We start from the raw sequence: 14,918 nt of genomic DNA, 5'->3' as shown, positions 1-14,918 counted from the left end.
TTCAAGCCGCGCCTTGCGTATTCACGTACAGCGCATACACCGAATGGCTCGCCGCCATGAACAGGCGATTGCGGTGCCGCCCGCCGAAGCACACGTTCGCGCAGCGCTCCGGCAGGTGGATGTGCGCGATGGCCGTGCCGTCCGGCGCAAACACGCGCACGCCGTCCAGTTCCTCCGCCTTCGCATCCTTGGCGCCGTTGGTCCCGAAGCCGCACCACAGGTTGCCCTGCACGTCGACGCGGAAACCGTCGAAGGCGCCGGGACCTTTCGCATCGGCAGCCACGCGCTTGTTCGACAGCGTGCCGTCGTTCGCGTGGTCGTACGCCCAGATCTTGCGGTGCGGCGCGGCGCGGCTCTCGACGATGTACAGCACCGATTCGTCGGGCGAGAAAGCCAGGCCGTTGGGCGCGGCCAGATCGGTGAGCACCTGCCGCAGCTTGCCGTCCGGCGCGATGCGGTAGACGGCATGCGGCAGTTCCTGCTCCCCGGGTTCGCCTTCCCAGTAGCCGCCGATGCCGAAGCTCGGGTCGGTGAACCAGATGCTGCCGTCGCGCGCGCAGACGATGTCGTTGGGCGAATTCAGGCGCTTGCCGTCGAAGCGTTCGGCCAGCACGGTGATGCTGCCGTCGTACTCGGTGCGCGTCACGCGCCGCGTCAGGTGCTCGCAGGACAGCAGCCGTCCCTGCCGGTCGCGGAAGTGGCCGTTGGCGTTGTTCGACGGCCGGCGGAAATCGCTGACCTCGCCCGAAGCTTCGTCCCAGCGGATCACGCGGTTGTTCGGGATGTCCGACACCAGCAGGTAGCGGCCGTCGCCGAACCACACCGGCCCCTCCGCCCAGCGCAGGCCCGTGGCGATGCGCTCCACGCTGGCGCTGAACAGGCGCAGCGCGAGGAAGCGCTCGTCGAGCACTTCGATGGCCGGATCGGGGTAGCGCGGGTTGGGCGTGAAATCGCTCATTTCAGGACCCAGTTCGGCAAGGCCATCGAGAACGCGGGAACGTAGGTCACCAGCATCAGCGCCACCACCAGCCCGCCGTAGAAGGGCCAGATGGTCTTCATCACCGTCCCGACCGATACCTCGCCGATGGTGCAGCCGACGAACTGCGTGGTGCCCACCGGCGGCGTGTTGAGGCCGAGCGCGCAGTTGATCAGCATGACGATGCCGAACTGCTCGGTGCTCATGCCGAACTGCTGGCAGATCGGCAGGAAGATCGGCGTGCAGATCAGGATGGTGGCCGCCATGTCGAGGAAGGTGCCGAGCACGAACAGGATGATGTTCACCCACAGGAAGATCACCCAGGGCTTGTCGCTCACGCCGCCCAGCATCTTGCCGGTGAGTTCCGCCACGCCGTACAGGCCGATCAGGTAGCCGAACATCGAGCTGATGCCGATCAGCAGCAGCACCGTGCCCGTGCTCTTCACCGCCTTGGCCGCGGCCTTCAGGAACTGCTCGCGCGTGAGCTTGCGGTAGACCAGCGCCGCGAGGAACAGCGCCCACAGCACCGCCACCGAGGCCGACTCGGTGGCCGTGAAGGCGCCCGACAGGATGCCGGCAATGATGATCGCCACCACCGCCAGGCCCGGCAGCGCGGCCGCGAAGGAGTAGGCAACGATGTTCCAGCCCGGAAAAGTGCCCTTCGGGTAGCCACGCTTCACCGCCACGAAGTAGGCCGCGCCCAGGTTGCACAGCGTGAGGATCACTGCGGGCACGATGCCGGCGAGGATCAGCGCCGCGATGCTCACCTTGCCGCTGGCCGCCAGCGCGAAGATGATCAGGTTGTGCGAGGTCGGCATCAGCGCGCCCACCAGCGAGGCGTGCGTGGTGACGTTGACCGCGTAGTCGGCGTCGTAGCCTTCCTTCTTCATCTGCGGGATCAGCACCGCGCCCATCGCCGACACGTCGGCGACCGGCGAGCCGGAGACGCCGCCGAACAGCGTGCAGGCCAAGACGTTGCTCATGCCGAGGCCCCCGCGCACGTGGCCGGCCAGCGATTTCGCCAGGGCGATGATCTTGTCGGCGATGCCGCCGTACATCATGATTTCGCCGGCGAAGATGAAGAAGGGGATCGCCAGGAACGAGAACGGGTTCATGCCCGAAATCATCTGCTGGAAGCCCACCGCCAGCGGCAGGCCCTCGTACAGCAGGGTCGCCAGCGAGGACAGCCCGATCGAGAAGGCCACCGGCACGCCCAGCAGCAGCAGCAGCGTGAAGCTCACGCACAGGATGGTCAGTGCCATGAGGGTTCCACTTCCTCGCCGCGCGCCAGCGCGATCAGGTGTTCCAGGGAAAACAGCGCCACCAGCGCGCCGGCCATGGCCGGCGGGATGTACTTGAAGGCTTCGGAAATGCCCAGCGTCGGGATCTTGTAGGCCCAGACGCTTTGCGCCAGCACGCCGCAGTTCCACGCCATGACGACGCCGAACAGGAGCACCAGCACGTGGATCAGGCGTTCCATCGCCAGGCGCACCTTGTCCGGCGCCAGCACCAGCATCGATTCCAGCCCGATGTGGCCGGCGTCGCGCACGCCGACGGCCATGCCGAGCATGGTCACGTACAGCACCAGCAGCACGGCGCCGCTTTCCGCCCAGGTGGGCGTGTCGTTGAAGATGTAGCGGCCGACCACCTGGTACAGCACGGCCACGATCAGCAGGCACATTCCGGCCACGCCGATGCGCAGGCAAAGCCGCGCGAGCGCGGCGCAGAAACGGGTGTACAGGTGGGCCGCCGCCGGAACATCCGGGGCGGCCTCCACGGCTTGGGTATGCATGGAGGCGGGCTTCGCTTACTTGGTCTCGCTGACGCGCTTGACCATGTCCTGCAGCTTCGGGTCCTTCAGGTACTTGTCGTACACGGGCTTCATCGCGGCGCGGAAGCTCGCGGTGTCGACCTCGACGATCTGGGCGCCACCCGCCTTGACGGTGGCCAGCGACTTGGCCTCGCGCTCGTCCCACAGCTTGCGCATGTAGACGACCGACTCCTTGGCCGCGGCGCGGATCTGCTTCTGGTCTTCCGGCGTCAGCGTGTCCCAGGTCTTCTTGGAGAACAGCAGGATCTCGGGCGCCATCGAGTGCTCGGTCTTGTTGTAGTACTTGGCCACCTCGAAGTGGCGGGTGCTTTCGTAGCTGGGATAGTTGTTCTCGGCGGCGTCGACCAGGCCGGTCTTGAGCGCGGTGTAGACCTCGCCGAAAGGCATCGGCGTCGCATTGGCACCCATCGCTTCCATCAGCGACACCCACAGGTCGGACTGCTGCACGCGGATCTTCATGCCCTTGGTGTCGGCGATGGTCTTGACCGGCTTCTTGACCGAGTAGATGGAGCGCGCGCCCGAGTCGTAGAAGGCGAGGCCGACGAAGCCCTGCTCCTCGCAGCTCTTGAGGATCTCGTCGCCGATGGCACCGTCCAGCACCTTGCGCATGTGCGCGGTGTCGCGGAACAGGAAGGGCATGGTCGGCACCATGGTGGCCGGGCAGATGTTGTTCATCGGCGCGACGTTCACGCGCGTCATGGCCAGCGCGCCGAGCTTGGTCTGCTCGATGGTGTCCTTCTCCTGGCCCAGGGCCGACTTGGCGAACACCTTGATGGTGTGCTTGCCGTTGGTGGCCTTGGACAGCACCTCGCCCATGTGGCGCACGGCCAGCACGGTGGGGTAGTCGTCCGGGTGGATGTCCGAAGAACGGAATTCGGTGGCCTGCGCGCCGGCGGCGGCAGCCAGCGCCATTGCGGCGGCGATCTTGCTGAGCGTGTTCACTTGCTTGTCTCCTCGTAGAAATCGGTTGGGTTCAGTTCTCGAACGGGCCCTTGTGGACGAAGCCACCGGCCTGGTAGAGGACCGCGGGATCGTTCAGGTCGAGCCTGGGTTGCGCGGCTTCCTTCGCCGCACGGAAGGGTTCCGAGCTGTCCTGCGGGCGCCAGCCCAGGTGGCGGGCCGGGGTGTTGTCCCACCAGACGGTCTCGTTGTCGGACATGCCGTAGACGATGGTGTGGCCCACCACCGGTGCGGTGAGGCTGGCCACCAGCAGGCGCTCGAGGTCGCCGTAGCTGAGCCAGGTGGCGAGCATGCGGCGATCCGCCGGTTCCGGAAAGGACGAGCCGATGCGGATGCACACCGTCTCGATGCCGTAGCGGTCGAAGTAGAAGCGCGAGAGGTTCTCGCCGAAGGCTTTCGAGATGCCGTAGTGCCCGTCGGGCCGCACCGGCATCGTCGCGTCGATCACTTCGTCCTGGCGGTAGTAGCCGGTGACGTGGTTCGAGCTGGCGAACACGAGGCGCTTGACGCCATGCTTGCGCGCCGCTTCGTAGACGTTGTAGACGCCGATGATGTTGGCCTGGACGATCTGGTCGAAAGGCTGTTCGGTGGAGACGCCGCCCAGGTGCACCACCGCGTCGACACCCTGCAGCAGCGCGTGCACGGCCGCGCGGTCTTCCAGCGCGCACTGCACGACTTCCTCGCCTTCCTGCGCCGGCGCCATGGCGGCGACGTCGCTCACGCGCAGGAAGCTGGTGCGGGCGCGCAGGCGGCCGCGCAACTCCTTGCCGAGGCCGCCGGCGGCGCCGGTCAGCAGCAGGCGGCCGAGGGAAAGGGAGGATGGCGAGGCGGGCATTGCGGTTTTCCTTCGCGCTGCCCGTAGACTGCCGGGTCCTTGCGCTTGTGTTATGTCGTCAGTTGTCGTACAAGAATGGTATGAATACGAAAGCTCCCCGCCATAGAGGGTTAACCCCATGACCGAAGTCATAAGGCGACGGCCCCGCAGCCTGGCGCATGACGTGGTCGATACCTTGTCGGGTCGTATCCGCGACGGCTCGCTCGCGCAGGGCGAGAAGCTGCCCACCGAGGCGGCGATCATGGAAGAGTTCGGCGTCAGCCGCACCGTGGTGCGCGAGGCCATCTCGCGCCTGCAGGCCGCCGGCCTGGTCGAAACGCGGCACGGCATCGGCACCTTCGTGGTCGGCATGGGCGATGCCGCGACCTTCCGCATCTCCCCTGAACAGCTCGGCACGCTGCAGGACGTGATCGCCGTGCTGGAGCTGCGCATCGGCGTCGAGACCGAGAGCGCGGCGCTGGCGGCGATGCGGCGCACGCCGGAGAACCTGGTGACCTTGCGCAATGCGCTCGCGGCCTTCATCACGGCGGTGGAAGAAGGGCGCGATGCAGTCGGGCCGGACTTCCAGTTCCACCTGGAAATCGCCAAGGCCACGCAGAACCACCATTTCGTGGACCTCATGGCCACGCTGGGCGGAATGATGATCCCGCGGGCGCGGCTGGAGCCGCCGGGACCGCTGACGCCGGAGCGGCAGGCCTACCTGCGCAAGGTGAACAGCGAGCACGAGAGCATCGTCGACGCGATCTCGCGGCAGGACGCCGAGGCTGCGCGGGCAGCGATGCGCACGCACCTGGCGAACAGCCGGGAGCGGCGCAGGCGCTTGGCCGAATCCCGGTAGACCGGGGTGGAAACCCCGGCTCCGCGGCAAGCCGGGTTTTCCACCCCGGCCTACGTGGTTTCCGATTTGACCCGCGCCTCTTCTAGTTGTACGATGTCCTATCTCTTACCGAAAGAAGACTGCCATGTCCCCGAATGAACTGAAGAAAGCCCTTTCCACCGGCCTGCTGTCGTTTCCGCTGACCGACTTCGACAGCGAGCTCAAGTTCGAGCCCAAGGGCTATGCCGACCGCCTCGAGTGGCTGATGCCCTACGGCGCCACCGTGCTGTTCGCCGCCGGCGGCACCGGCGAGTTCTTCTCCCTGGAGCCGCAGGAATACGCGGGCGTCATCAAGACCGCCGCCGAGACCTGCAAGGGCCGCGTGCCCATCGTCGGCGGCGCCGGCGGCGGCACCACCCTCGCCATCAAGTACGCGCAGGAAGCCGAGCGCAACGGCGCGCAAGGCGTGCTGCTGCTGCCGCACTACCTGACCGAGGCTTCGCAGGAAGGCCTGCTGGCGCACGTGGAAGCCGTCTGCAAGAGCGTGAAGATCGGCGTCATCGTCTACAACCGCGGCGCGACGCGCCTCACCGCCGAAACGCTTCAGAAGCTGGCCGAGCGCTGCTCCAACCTGATCGGCTTCAAGGACGGCACCGGCGACATCGAGCGCGTCGTGTCCATCCGCCAGAAACTGGGCGATCGCCTGGTCTTCATCGGCGGCATGCCCACGCACGAGGTCTATGCCCATGCGTACAAGGCGCTCGGCGTGCCGACGTATTCGTCTGCCGTCTTCAACTTCATCCCGCGCACCGCGATGGAGTTCTACAACGCATACTGGGCTGGCGACACGGTCACCACCGGCCGCCTGCTCGACGAGTTCTTCCTGCCCTACCTGGCCATCCGCAACAAGGGCGAAGGCTATGCGGTTTCCATCGTCAAGGCAGGCGCCACCATCGTCGGCAAGACCGCCGGCCCGGTGCGCCCGCCGATCAACGACCTGAAGCCGCAGGAAGTGGAAGAACTGGCCGCGCTGATCCGCAAGCTCGGCCCGCAGTAAAGCAAAGACCCAAGGAGACCTTTCCATGTTCAAGAAGACCCTCGTCGGCCTGGCGCTCGCCGCCGCCGCGACCCTGAGCGCATTTGCCGCCTACCCGGACAAGCCGGTCACCCTGGTGGTGCCCTTCCCGCCGGGCGGCTCCACCGACGCCATCGCCCGCGTGCTGGCGCAGAAGCTGCCCGAGAAGCTGGGCGGCACCTGGGTGGTGGACAACAAGCCGGGCGCCACCGGCACCATCGGCGCCGCCTTCGTCAAGCGCGCACCGGCCGACGGCTACACGCTGTTCGTGTCCTCGCTCGGCCCGTTCGTGATCGCGCCGCACCTGATCAAGGGCGCGCAGTACGACGCGCTGAAGGACCTGGACCCGATCACCGTCGCGGTGCAGGCGCCGAACGTGCTGGTCGTGCCCGCGAGCTCGCCGGACAAGACCGTGGCCGACCTGCTGGCCCACCTGAAGAAGAACCCGGGCAAGGTGAGCTTCGCTTCGTCGGGCAACGGTTCCTCGGACCACCTCTCGGCCGAACTGTTCTGGCAACAGAGCGGCACCGAAGGCCTGCACATCCCGTACAAGGGCGGCGGCCCCGCCATCAACGACCTGCTCGGTGGGCAAGTCGATGCGGCCTTCGTCAACATCAACAGCATCATCCAGCAGATCAAGGCCGGCAAGGTCCGCGCGCTGGGCATCTCCTCGGACAAGCGCAACCCGCTGCTGCCGGAAGTGCCGACGCTGCAGGAGCAGGGCGTGAAGGGTGCGGAAGTGCAGTCCTGGCAAGCCGTCGCCGGCCCCAAGGGCCTGCCCGCGGACATCAAGCAGAAGCTGTACACGGCGATCGCTTCCATCCTGAACGAGAAGGAAGTGAAGGACAAGCTGCTGGCGCAGGGCTTCGAGATCGTGGCCGACACGCCGGAGCACTTCGCGAAGTTCCAGGCGACCGAGTACGCCAAGTGGAAGCAGCTGATCGAAACCCGGAAGATCACGGCGGACTGATCCCATGAGCGCGCCCATCGTCAAGACCATGCGCGTGGTCCCGGTCGCCGGCCGGGACGACATGCTGCTGAACCTGTCGGGCGCGCACGCGCCCTTCTTCACGCGCAACATCGTCCTCGTCACCGACAACGCGGGCCACACCGGCCTGGGCGAAGTGCCGGGCGGCGAGAAGATCCGCCAGACGCTGGAAGACGCGCGCTCCCTGGTCGAAGGCCAGACCGTCGGCAACCTGCAGGCGATCCTGAACGCGATGCGCGTGAAGTTCGCCGACCGGGATTCCGGCGGTAGAGGCAACCAGACCTTCGACCTGCGCACGACCATCCACGCGGTGACCGCGGTGGAGTCCGCGCTGCTCGATTTGCAAGGCCAGCACCTCGGCGTGCCGGTCGCGGCCCTGCTCGGCGAAGGCCAGCAGCGCGATGCGGTGCAGATGCTGGGCTACCTGTTCTACGTGGGCGACCGCAGGAAGACCAACCTGCCTTACGCGTCCGAGCCGGACGCGAAGGACGACTGGTTCCGGCTGCGCCACGAAGAAGCGATGACGCCGCAGGCGATCGTGCGCCTGGCCGAAGCCGCGCAGAAGCGCTACGGCTTCCAGGACTTCAAGCTGAAGGGCGGCGTGCTGCGCGGCGACGAGGAAGTCGAAGCCGTCACCGCGCTGCACGAGCGCTTCCCGCAGGCGCGCGTGACGCTGGACCCCAACGGCGGCTGGCTGCTGAAGGATGCGATCCGCCTGGGCGAGAAGATGCGCGGCGTGGTCGCCTATGCCGAAGACCCGTGCGGCGCCGAGGACGGTTTCTCCGGCCGCGAAGTGATGGCGGAATTCCGCCGCGCCACCGGCCTGCCGACCGCGACCAACATGGTGGCCACCGACTGGCGCCAGATGGCGCACTCGCTGGCGCTGCAGTCGGTCGACATCCCGCTGGCCGACCCGCACTTCTGGACCATGGCCGGCTCGGTGCGCGTGGCGCAGACCTGCCGCGACTGGGGCCTGACCTGGGGTTCGCACTCCAACAACCACTTCGACATCTCGCTGGCGATGTTCACGCACGTGGGTGCGGCCGCGCCGGGCAAGGTGACCGCGATCGACACGCACTGGATCTGGCAGGACGGCCAGCGCCTGACGAAGGATCCGCTGCAGATCGTGGGCGGCTATGTCCAGGTGCCGAAGAAGCCGGGCCTCGGGATCGAGATCGACGAGGGCGAGCTGGAGAAGGCCAACGCGCTGTACAAGCAGCACGGCCTGGGCGCACGGGACGACGCGATCGGCATGCAGTTCCTGGTGCCGGGCTGGAAGTTCGATCCGAAGCGGCCTTGCCTGGTGCGGTAAACCACAAGGGGCTAGAGGCTAGGGGCTGGGAGCTAGGGAAACTGCCGCGGTCCCACCCCCGGCCCCCAGCCCCCAGCCCCCAGCCCCCAGCCCCCAGCCCCCAGCCCCCAGCCCCCAGTCTCTAGCCTCTAGCCTCTAGCCTCTAGCCTCTAGGAGTCTTCATGTTCAAGAACCTCATCAACGGCGAATGGGTCCAAGGCCCGCGCGCCAGCCGCAACATCAACCCCTCCGACACGCGCGACGTCGTCGGCGAATACGCGCAGGCCGACGCCGCGCAGGCGAAGGAAGCCATCGCCGCTGCCGCCAAGGCGCAAGCGGCCTGGGGCCTCAGCACGCCGCAGCAGCGCTTCGACGTGCTCGATGCCGCCGGCGCCGAGATCCTGGCGCGCAAGGCCGAACTCGGCGACCTGCTGGCGCGCGAAGAAGGCAAGACCCTGCCCGAAGCCATCGGCGAAGTCGCCCGCGCCGGCAACATCTTCAAGTTCTTCGCCGGTGAAGCCCTGCGCGTCGGCGGCGAAGTGGTGCCGTCGGTGCGGCCCGGTGTCGGCGTCGAAGTGACCCGCGAGCCGGTCGGCGTGGTCGGCCTGATCACCCCCTGGAACTTTCCCATCGCGATTCCCGCCTGGAAAATCGCGCCGGCGCTGGCCTTCGGCAACACGGTGGTGCTCAAGCCCGCCGACCTGGTGCCGGGCAGCGCCTGGGCCCTGGCCGACATCCTGCAGCGCGCGGGCCTGCCGGCCGGCGTGTTCAACCTGATCATGGGCCGCGGCTCCGAAGTCGGCCAGGTGATGCTGGAAGACAAGCGCGTCAACGCCATCAGCTTCACCGGCTCGGTCGCCACCGGCCAGCGCATCGCCGCCGCCTGCGTGGCGCGCATGGCGAAGTTCCAGCTGGAGATGGGCGGCAAGAACCCGATGGTGGTGCTGGACGACGCCGACCTCGACGTCGCCGTGGCCGCCGCCATCAACAGCGGCTTCTTCTCCACCGGCCAGCGCTGCACCGCGTCCTCGCGCCTGATCGTCACCGAAGGCATCCACGACAAGTTCGTCGACGCGATGGCCAAGCGCATCGCAACTCTGAAGGTCGACGACGCCCGCAAGGCCGGCACCGAAGTCGGCCCCGTGGTGGACGAGAAGCAGCTCGCCCAGGACCTGGAGTACATCGCGATCGGCAAGGGCGAAGGCGCCCGCCTGGTCGCTGGCGGCGAAGCGATCGCGAAGAACGCCGACGGCGCGCCGGGTTACTACATGCGCCCCGCTCTGTTTGCCGATACGACCAAGGACATGCGCATCAACCGGGAAGAGATCTTCGGCCCGGTGGTGAGCGTGATCCGCGCGAAGAACTACGAAGAAGCCCTGGCCCTGTCGAACGACACCGAGTTCGGCCTGGCCGCCGGCATCGCCACCACCTCGCTCAAGCACGCGACGCACTTCAAGCGCCACGCGCAAGCCGGCATGGTGATGGTGAACCTGCCGACCGCGGGCGTTGACTATCACGTGCCGTTCGGGGGCCGCAAGGGATCGAGCTATGGTCCGCGCGAGCAGGGCAAGTATGCGGCGGAGTTCTATACGACCGTGAAGACGGCGTACACCCAGGCCTGATGCCGTGCGGCGGCGCGAGTGGATCACCGCTCTGGCCGCTGTCCTGGCGGGTGGCGCCTGGTTCCCGCGCGCGGGGGCCGTGAGCTACCCGGCGCGCCCCGTGAAGCTGCTGGTGGGTGCGCCGCCGGGCGGGCCGAGCGACTACCTCGCCCGCATCTATGCGAAAGCGATGGGCGCCGCGCTGGGTGGCTCGTTCGTCGTGGATTACAAGCCGGGCGCCAGCGGTACGCTGGCGGCAGAAACGATTGCACGTTCGCCGGCGGACGGCCAGGCGTTGCTGGTCTCCGGCCCCGCCGCCATCTCCGCAGCGCCCCACTTCATGAAGCTCGGCTACGACCCTGCTGCCGCCCTGGCGCCGGTCTGCATGCTGGGCGCCGGCGCTTTCGTGCTGGCGGTGCATCCGTCGGTCGGCGTGAGGAGCGTGCGCGAACTGCGCGACATGGCGCGCGCGCGACCGGGCTCGTTCTCCTACGGCACCGGTGGCAGCGGGTCCGCGTCGCACTTGTGCATGGAGTTGTTCAGCGAAGCCATCCAGGCGAAGATGAGCCACGTGCCCTATAAGGGAGAAGGGCAAGCCGTCTCCGACCTGCTCGCGGGCGAGATCCAGCTGATGTTCACCGCGCCCAACGTTGCCGTGCGGCACGCGCGGGCGGGTACGCTGGGCCTGTTGGCCGTCACCGGGAGCGACCGCCTGGCGACCCTGCCGGAAATTCCGACCGTCGCCGAGTCGGGGTTGGCGGGCTTCGAATACCTGGCCTGGCAGGTCGTCTTCGCGCCCGCGGCCACGCCGGCGCCCGTGCTGGCGGCTCTGGTGTCGGCGTGGGACGCCAGCCGCACCACGCCGGCCGTGCAGGATCAGCTGCTCGCGCTGGGGATGGCCGCGCCGGACCGGCTCGTTTCCGGGGATCCGCTGCACCGCTTCCTGCGGGCCGAGTCCGCGCGTCTGGGCTCCCTCATTCGCAGCGCGGGCATCAAGGCGCAGTAGCCGCAGGTGCCGCGGTGCTTTCGCGCTGGACGATCGTGAAGCCGACGTCCACCGCGCGCCGGGGCAGTGGCCGGCCGGCGAAGCGGTCCAGGAACATGCCGGCGGCGACTTCGCCGATGCGTGCACCGTCGATGCGCACGGAGGTCAGCGCAGGGAACAAGGCCGCGGCAAAGTCCGTGTCACCGGTGCCCATCACCGCGATATCGCGGGGCACGGCGATGCCGCGCTCGCGGGATTCCGTCAGCACGCCCGCTGCCGCCATGTCGGAGCCGCAATAGATGGCATCGACTTGCGGACCCCGCGCGAGCAGTTGCGCCATGAGCTCGCGGCCCAGGGCATGGCTGGTCGGGGGCGGTACCTCGACGACGTGCGGAACCGGCATGCCCCGTCGCTGCGCTTCGCGGGCGAAGGCCCGGTTCCGGCGCTGCGCACGGTCGTCGTTCCCGCTGAAGACGGCCAGGCGCCGGTAGCCGAGTGCCGCCAGGTAGCTGCAGGCCGCCGCGCCGATCTTTTCATTCGACATGCCGACGGCCATGTCCAGGTGGTTGCGCACCAGGTCGCCGGCTTCGATGACTGGAACGCCCGATGCCGACAGCATGCTGCGCACGGCCTTGTCGCGCACCGACCCGGCCAGCAGGATGCCGTCGGGCCTCCGGCCGAGGGTCGTGCGTATCAGGTCGACCTCGCGTCCCGGCTGGTACTGCGTCTGGCCGATCAGGACTTCGTAGCCTTCCCTGGCCAGTTCCGCGGTCAGCTTCGCCAGCATGGCGTCGAACACGTGGGTCGCGAGTGTGGGAACGATCGCAGCGACAAGGCGGGTCTGCGCCAGCCGCAGGCTGACTGCCGCCATGTTGGGAACGTAACCGACCTCGTCCATCGCGGCGCGCACACGCTCGAGGGTCTCGGGGGCCAGCTGCTGGGGCTGCTTGACCGCGCGCGACACGGTCATCAGGGACACGCCGGCGAGCTCGGCGACTTGACGGATCGTGGCGTTGGGACTGCTGGCGGCGGGCATCGGCGGATGCTAGCAGGCGCGCCGATGCGCACCTGTGGAACGTTTTCTTGCGGGAATTCCCTGAGCGACGCCTTGGATGTTAACGTTAACATGATTGGGTATTTCAACCCGGCCCCGCGCGCGCGGGGCCCGACTCCCGAAGGAACCACCTTGCGAATCTCCAGCACCCATTCCCGCTGGCTGCCGACCGCCCTCGCGTCGGCCGCCATCCTTGGATGTGGCGGCAGCGGCAGCTCCGAGCCGCCCGTCGACATCACCAAGTCCTTCCGCTCGGCCGGCGTGGTCTATGCCGCGCCCACGGTCGGCAGCGACCAGAGCATCAGCGTCCAGGTGCTGACTGCATCGGGCGTGCAGACGCTGAAGACCGCGCCGGTCGACAGCGCCAAGGCCGCCACGGTGCAAGCAGCGCTGGTCCCGGGCAACCTCGTCGACTGGGTGCCGGGCACCGACAAGAACAGCGTGAAAGTGGCCTCCGATGCCGCCGCGACCTTCAACGTGATCCTTGCCAAGGGCAGCTCCAGCGCAGCGCAGTTCAACCTGGCGAAGTACGGCGCCTCGGTGACCCGCAACGAGAACGTGCCCGGACCCATGGTCGCCGCGGGCTGGATCTACAACAAGGGCGCCGGCACGATCACCATCGGCGACGGTCGCATCGTCACGGCCGACATGGCCGGCCGCGCGTATCCCGCGCCGATCAAGCGTTACGAAGAAACCTACAACGTTTCGCCGGACGTCAAGGTGTTCAACGTCAACACCGCCAACTACGCCAGCAGCGCGGCGTCCGACTTCGCCGCGATCCCGGTCACGGCCGACTACAACTACGCCACCACGTCGCGCCAGGCGGCCTACCTGCTGTTCGACAACAATTACCAGAATGCCGACAAGGCCAAGGTGGTCGCCATCTGGTACTTCACGCCCAAGTCGACCGCCGACGGCAAGCCGGTGTGGGACGTGCCGACGCAAAGCCCCCTGCTGGCGGACAAGGGCAACGACCCGGTATCCGGGCAGCCTTTCGCCACCATCAACGCCACCGGCGTCACCCAGGCTCCGTACACCCGCAGCACCGAGCCCTTCGAGATCGTCAAGGGCACGATGTACTACGTGGGCGACAACGAAGTGGCCTCCTACGTCCTGAAGGCCGACATGGGCACCGCGGATCCCTCGGACGACCGGGTGATCAAGGTCGACGCCGGCTGGCCGAACAGCGGCTACCAATACTGGAAGAACATGGAGCTGCTCGGGCTGGATCCGCGCTCCGTCACCGACTCCTGGCTGACGCACGCCCACGGCGACCACTACGGGACGATCGTCGAACAGGTCCGCATGATGGACAACGCGGGCAAGCCGGTCCGGCTATGGGGCTCCAAGGAAGACATCATCGGCATCACTTCGGACCTGCAGGGCAACGCCTGGAACATCGCCGGCACGCTGCCGGCTTCCGAGACCGAGATCCGGGCCCGCACGACCAACTACTACGAGTTCGACAAGTGGTACGACTACGGCAACGTGCAGATCAAGGTGATCTGGTCGCCCGGCCACACCACGGGCACCACGAACATGCTGTTCAAGGTGAAGAACCCCACGGACGGCAAGTTCTACACCTTCGGCTACCACGGCGGCTACGGCGTGAACGGCATGGAAGCGCCGACTGCGGCAAACGGCTGGCGCCGCCTCGCCTGGCAGCACGGCTTCAGCTACCTGCAGAACACGATCGACACCGACTTCGTGTCGCCGCAGCACACCAACCAGTTCCCGATCGTCGAGGTGTACCAGGCCCTCAAGGCCTACAACCGCGATCCAGCCAATGCCGGTCAGCAGCTGACCATGCTGGATGCCTTGCGCTCGCGAGTGTTCGACTCTCCGCAGGTGAACGGCGTGAACGTGACCACGGAGTTCGCCAACCAGCTCGAGAAGCGCCGCTCCGTCATCACCTACGCCGCCAGCGATGCGGCCAACACGCGCTACAAGAGCATCGAGACTTCCGGTCCTTTCAAGCCTGGCCGCGAAACGGGACTCACCAACGTGACGGCAAAGCTCCTGGACGGTGGCAAGATCGTCCAGGGTTTCGTGGGCGCGCAGAACAAGAACCCGCGCATTCCGCTGCTGGCAAATGGCATTCCGAACGCGACCGATGGCTACACGAACGATCCCGCCGGGTTCTTCGTGCAGGTGGCCATCGACGTCCAGGATGCCGCCTACAAGGGCTTCCTGCCGGAAGGTTTCACGCAGTTCAGCCCCGGAATGAACGCGACGATCACCTACCAGGGCGGGCCGATCGAGTCGACCAACGCTGCGAAGGGCACCTACCATCCGCCCGAGTACCTGCGCACGCAGCGACTGAACTCGCTGGCTGACGCACAGGCGATCCTGGCGAGCATCGCCGCCGGCCGAACGGTCACGCTCTCCCTCACGCGGGACAGCCAGATCGTCGTCCCGACCGACGTCACGAAGACGTTCCGCTGAGCGACGTTGCCTGAACACGCCCGGGGCCGTCGGCCCCGGGTGTCCTTTTTTGGGGAAGAC

13 protein-coding genes are annotated in these 14,918 nt (G+C 67.4%); 7 read left to right on the top strand and 6 right to left on the bottom strand.

Annotated elements, in window-relative coordinates; genetic code table 11:
- Window position 1 precedes the first annotated feature (1 nt).
- From LZ009_RS03810 to LZ009_RS03790, 5 genes are all read right to left on the bottom strand, one after another.
- Window positions 2-958, bottom strand: a complete 957-nt coding sequence (locus LZ009_RS03810; protein ID WP_275696537.1) for an SMP-30/gluconolactonase/LRE family protein — start codon at window positions 956-958, stop codon at window positions 2-4.
- On the bottom strand, window positions 955-2,238 hold the full coding sequence (locus tag LZ009_RS03805; protein ID WP_275696536.1) for a TRAP transporter large permease: 1,284 nt from the start codon (window positions 2,236-2,238) through the stop codon (window positions 955-957). The genes LZ009_RS03810 and LZ009_RS03805 overlap by 4 nt, the downstream gene beginning before the upstream one ends.
- Complete coding sequence (locus LZ009_RS03800) at window positions 2,229-2,717, bottom strand: TRAP transporter small permease (protein WP_275697110.1); 489 nt, start codon at window positions 2,715-2,717, stop codon at window positions 2,229-2,231. The genes LZ009_RS03805 and LZ009_RS03800 overlap by 10 nt, the downstream gene beginning before the upstream one ends.
- Window positions 2,718-2,783: 66 nt before the next feature.
- Window positions 2,784-3,719 carry a TRAP transporter substrate-binding protein gene (locus LZ009_RS03795; protein ID WP_275697109.1) on the bottom strand — a complete coding sequence of 312 codons (936 nt, stop codon included), beginning with the start codon at window positions 3,717-3,719 and terminating at the stop codon, window positions 2,784-2,786.
- Window positions 3,720-3,780: 61 nt separating this feature from the next.
- Complete coding sequence (locus LZ009_RS03790) at window positions 3,781-4,602, bottom strand: NAD-dependent epimerase/dehydratase family protein (protein WP_275696535.1); 822 nt, start codon at window positions 4,600-4,602, stop codon at window positions 3,781-3,783.
- Window positions 4,603-4,720: 118 nt separating this feature from the next.
- Between LZ009_RS03790 and LZ009_RS03785 the strand changes: the two genes are divergently transcribed.
- From LZ009_RS03785 to LZ009_RS03760, 6 genes are all read left to right on the top strand, one after another.
- Window positions 4,721-5,440, top strand: a complete 720-nt coding sequence (locus LZ009_RS03785; protein ID WP_275696534.1) for a FadR/GntR family transcriptional regulator — start codon at window positions 4,721-4,723, stop codon at window positions 5,438-5,440.
- 124 nt (window positions 5,441-5,564) lie between these two features.
- The gene (gene kdgD, locus LZ009_RS03780) at window positions 5,565-6,476 is read left to right on the top strand and encodes a 5-dehydro-4-deoxyglucarate dehydratase (RefSeq protein WP_275696533.1); all 912 of its coding nucleotides are present in this window, start codon (window positions 5,565-5,567) and stop codon (window positions 6,474-6,476) included.
- A 25-nt stretch (window positions 6,477-6,501) separates the two neighbouring features.
- A complete protein-coding gene (locus tag LZ009_RS03775) occupies window positions 6,502-7,464 on the top strand; it encodes a Bug family tripartite tricarboxylate transporter substrate binding protein (protein WP_275696532.1) in 963 nt (320 codons plus the stop codon).
- Between the two features lie 4 nt (window positions 7,465-7,468).
- A complete protein-coding gene (gudD, locus tag LZ009_RS03770; protein ID WP_275696531.1) occupies window positions 7,469-8,794 on the top strand; it encodes a glucarate dehydratase in 1,326 nt (441 codons plus the stop codon).
- A gap of 161 nt (window positions 8,795-8,955) precedes the next feature.
- Entirely contained in the window at window positions 8,956-10,395 is a 1,440-nt protein-coding gene (locus tag LZ009_RS03765) for an aldehyde dehydrogenase family protein (protein WP_275696530.1), read from the top strand.
- Window positions 10,396-10,399: 4 nt separating this feature from the next.
- Entirely contained in the window at window positions 10,400-11,380 is a 981-nt protein-coding gene (locus LZ009_RS03760; RefSeq protein ID WP_275696529.1) for a Bug family tripartite tricarboxylate transporter substrate binding protein, read from the top strand.
- Here LZ009_RS03760 and LZ009_RS03755 read toward each other — a convergent pair.
- Complete coding sequence (locus tag LZ009_RS03755; protein WP_275696528.1) at window positions 11,367-12,395, bottom strand: LacI family DNA-binding transcriptional regulator; 1,029 nt, start codon at window positions 12,393-12,395, stop codon at window positions 11,367-11,369. The genes LZ009_RS03760 and LZ009_RS03755 overlap by 14 nt on opposite strands.
- 150 nt (window positions 12,396-12,545) lie before the next feature.
- On the opposite strand from LZ009_RS03755, the gene LZ009_RS03750 reads away from it, so the two are divergent.
- Complete coding sequence (locus LZ009_RS03750; RefSeq protein WP_275696527.1) at window positions 12,546-14,858, top strand: MBL fold metallo-hydrolase; 2,313 nt, start codon at window positions 12,546-12,548, stop codon at window positions 14,856-14,858.
- Window positions 14,859-14,918 lie beyond the last annotated feature (60 nt).

Origin of the sequence: Ramlibacter paludis, from assembly GCF_022012305.1 — a bacterium.
Classification (GTDB): domain Bacteria; phylum Pseudomonadota; class Gammaproteobacteria; order Burkholderiales; family Burkholderiaceae_C; genus Ramlibacter; species Ramlibacter paludis.
This window is presented reverse-complemented; position numbering and strand designations above follow the sequence as displayed.

Coding starts and splice junctions, on each gene's coding strand:
- LZ009_RS03785 (WP_275696534.1), top strand. CDS start 4,721: ATGACCGAAGTCATAAGGCGACGGCCCCGCAGCCTGGCGCATGACGTG.
- kdgD (WP_275696533.1), top strand. CDS start 5,565: ATGTCCCCGAATGAACTGAAGAAAGCCCTTTCCACCGGCCTGCTGTCG.
- LZ009_RS03755 (WP_275696528.1), bottom strand. CDS start 12,395: ATGCCCGCCGCCAGCAGTCCCAACGCCACGATCCGTCAAGTCGCCGAG.
- LZ009_RS03765 (WP_275696530.1), top strand. CDS start 8,956: ATGTTCAAGAACCTCATCAACGGCGAATGGGTCCAAGGCCCGCGCGCC.
- LZ009_RS03775 (WP_275696532.1), top strand. CDS start 6,502: ATGTTCAAGAAGACCCTCGTCGGCCTGGCGCTCGCCGCCGCCGCGACC.
- gudD (WP_275696531.1), top strand. CDS start 7,469: ATGAGCGCGCCCATCGTCAAGACCATGCGCGTGGTCCCGGTCGCCGGC.
- LZ009_RS03790 (WP_275696535.1), bottom strand. CDS start 4,602: ATGCCCGCCTCGCCATCCTCCCTTTCCCTCGGCCGCCTGCTGCTGACC.
- LZ009_RS03795 (WP_275697109.1), bottom strand. CDS start 3,719: ATGGCGCTGGCTGCCGCCGCCGGCGCGCAGGCCACCGAATTCCGTTCT.
- LZ009_RS03810 (WP_275696537.1), bottom strand. CDS start 958: ATGAGCGATTTCACGCCCAACCCGCGCTACCCCGATCCGGCCATCGAA.
- LZ009_RS03805 (WP_275696536.1), bottom strand. CDS start 2,238: ATGGCACTGACCATCCTGTGCGTGAGCTTCACGCTGCTGCTGCTGCTG.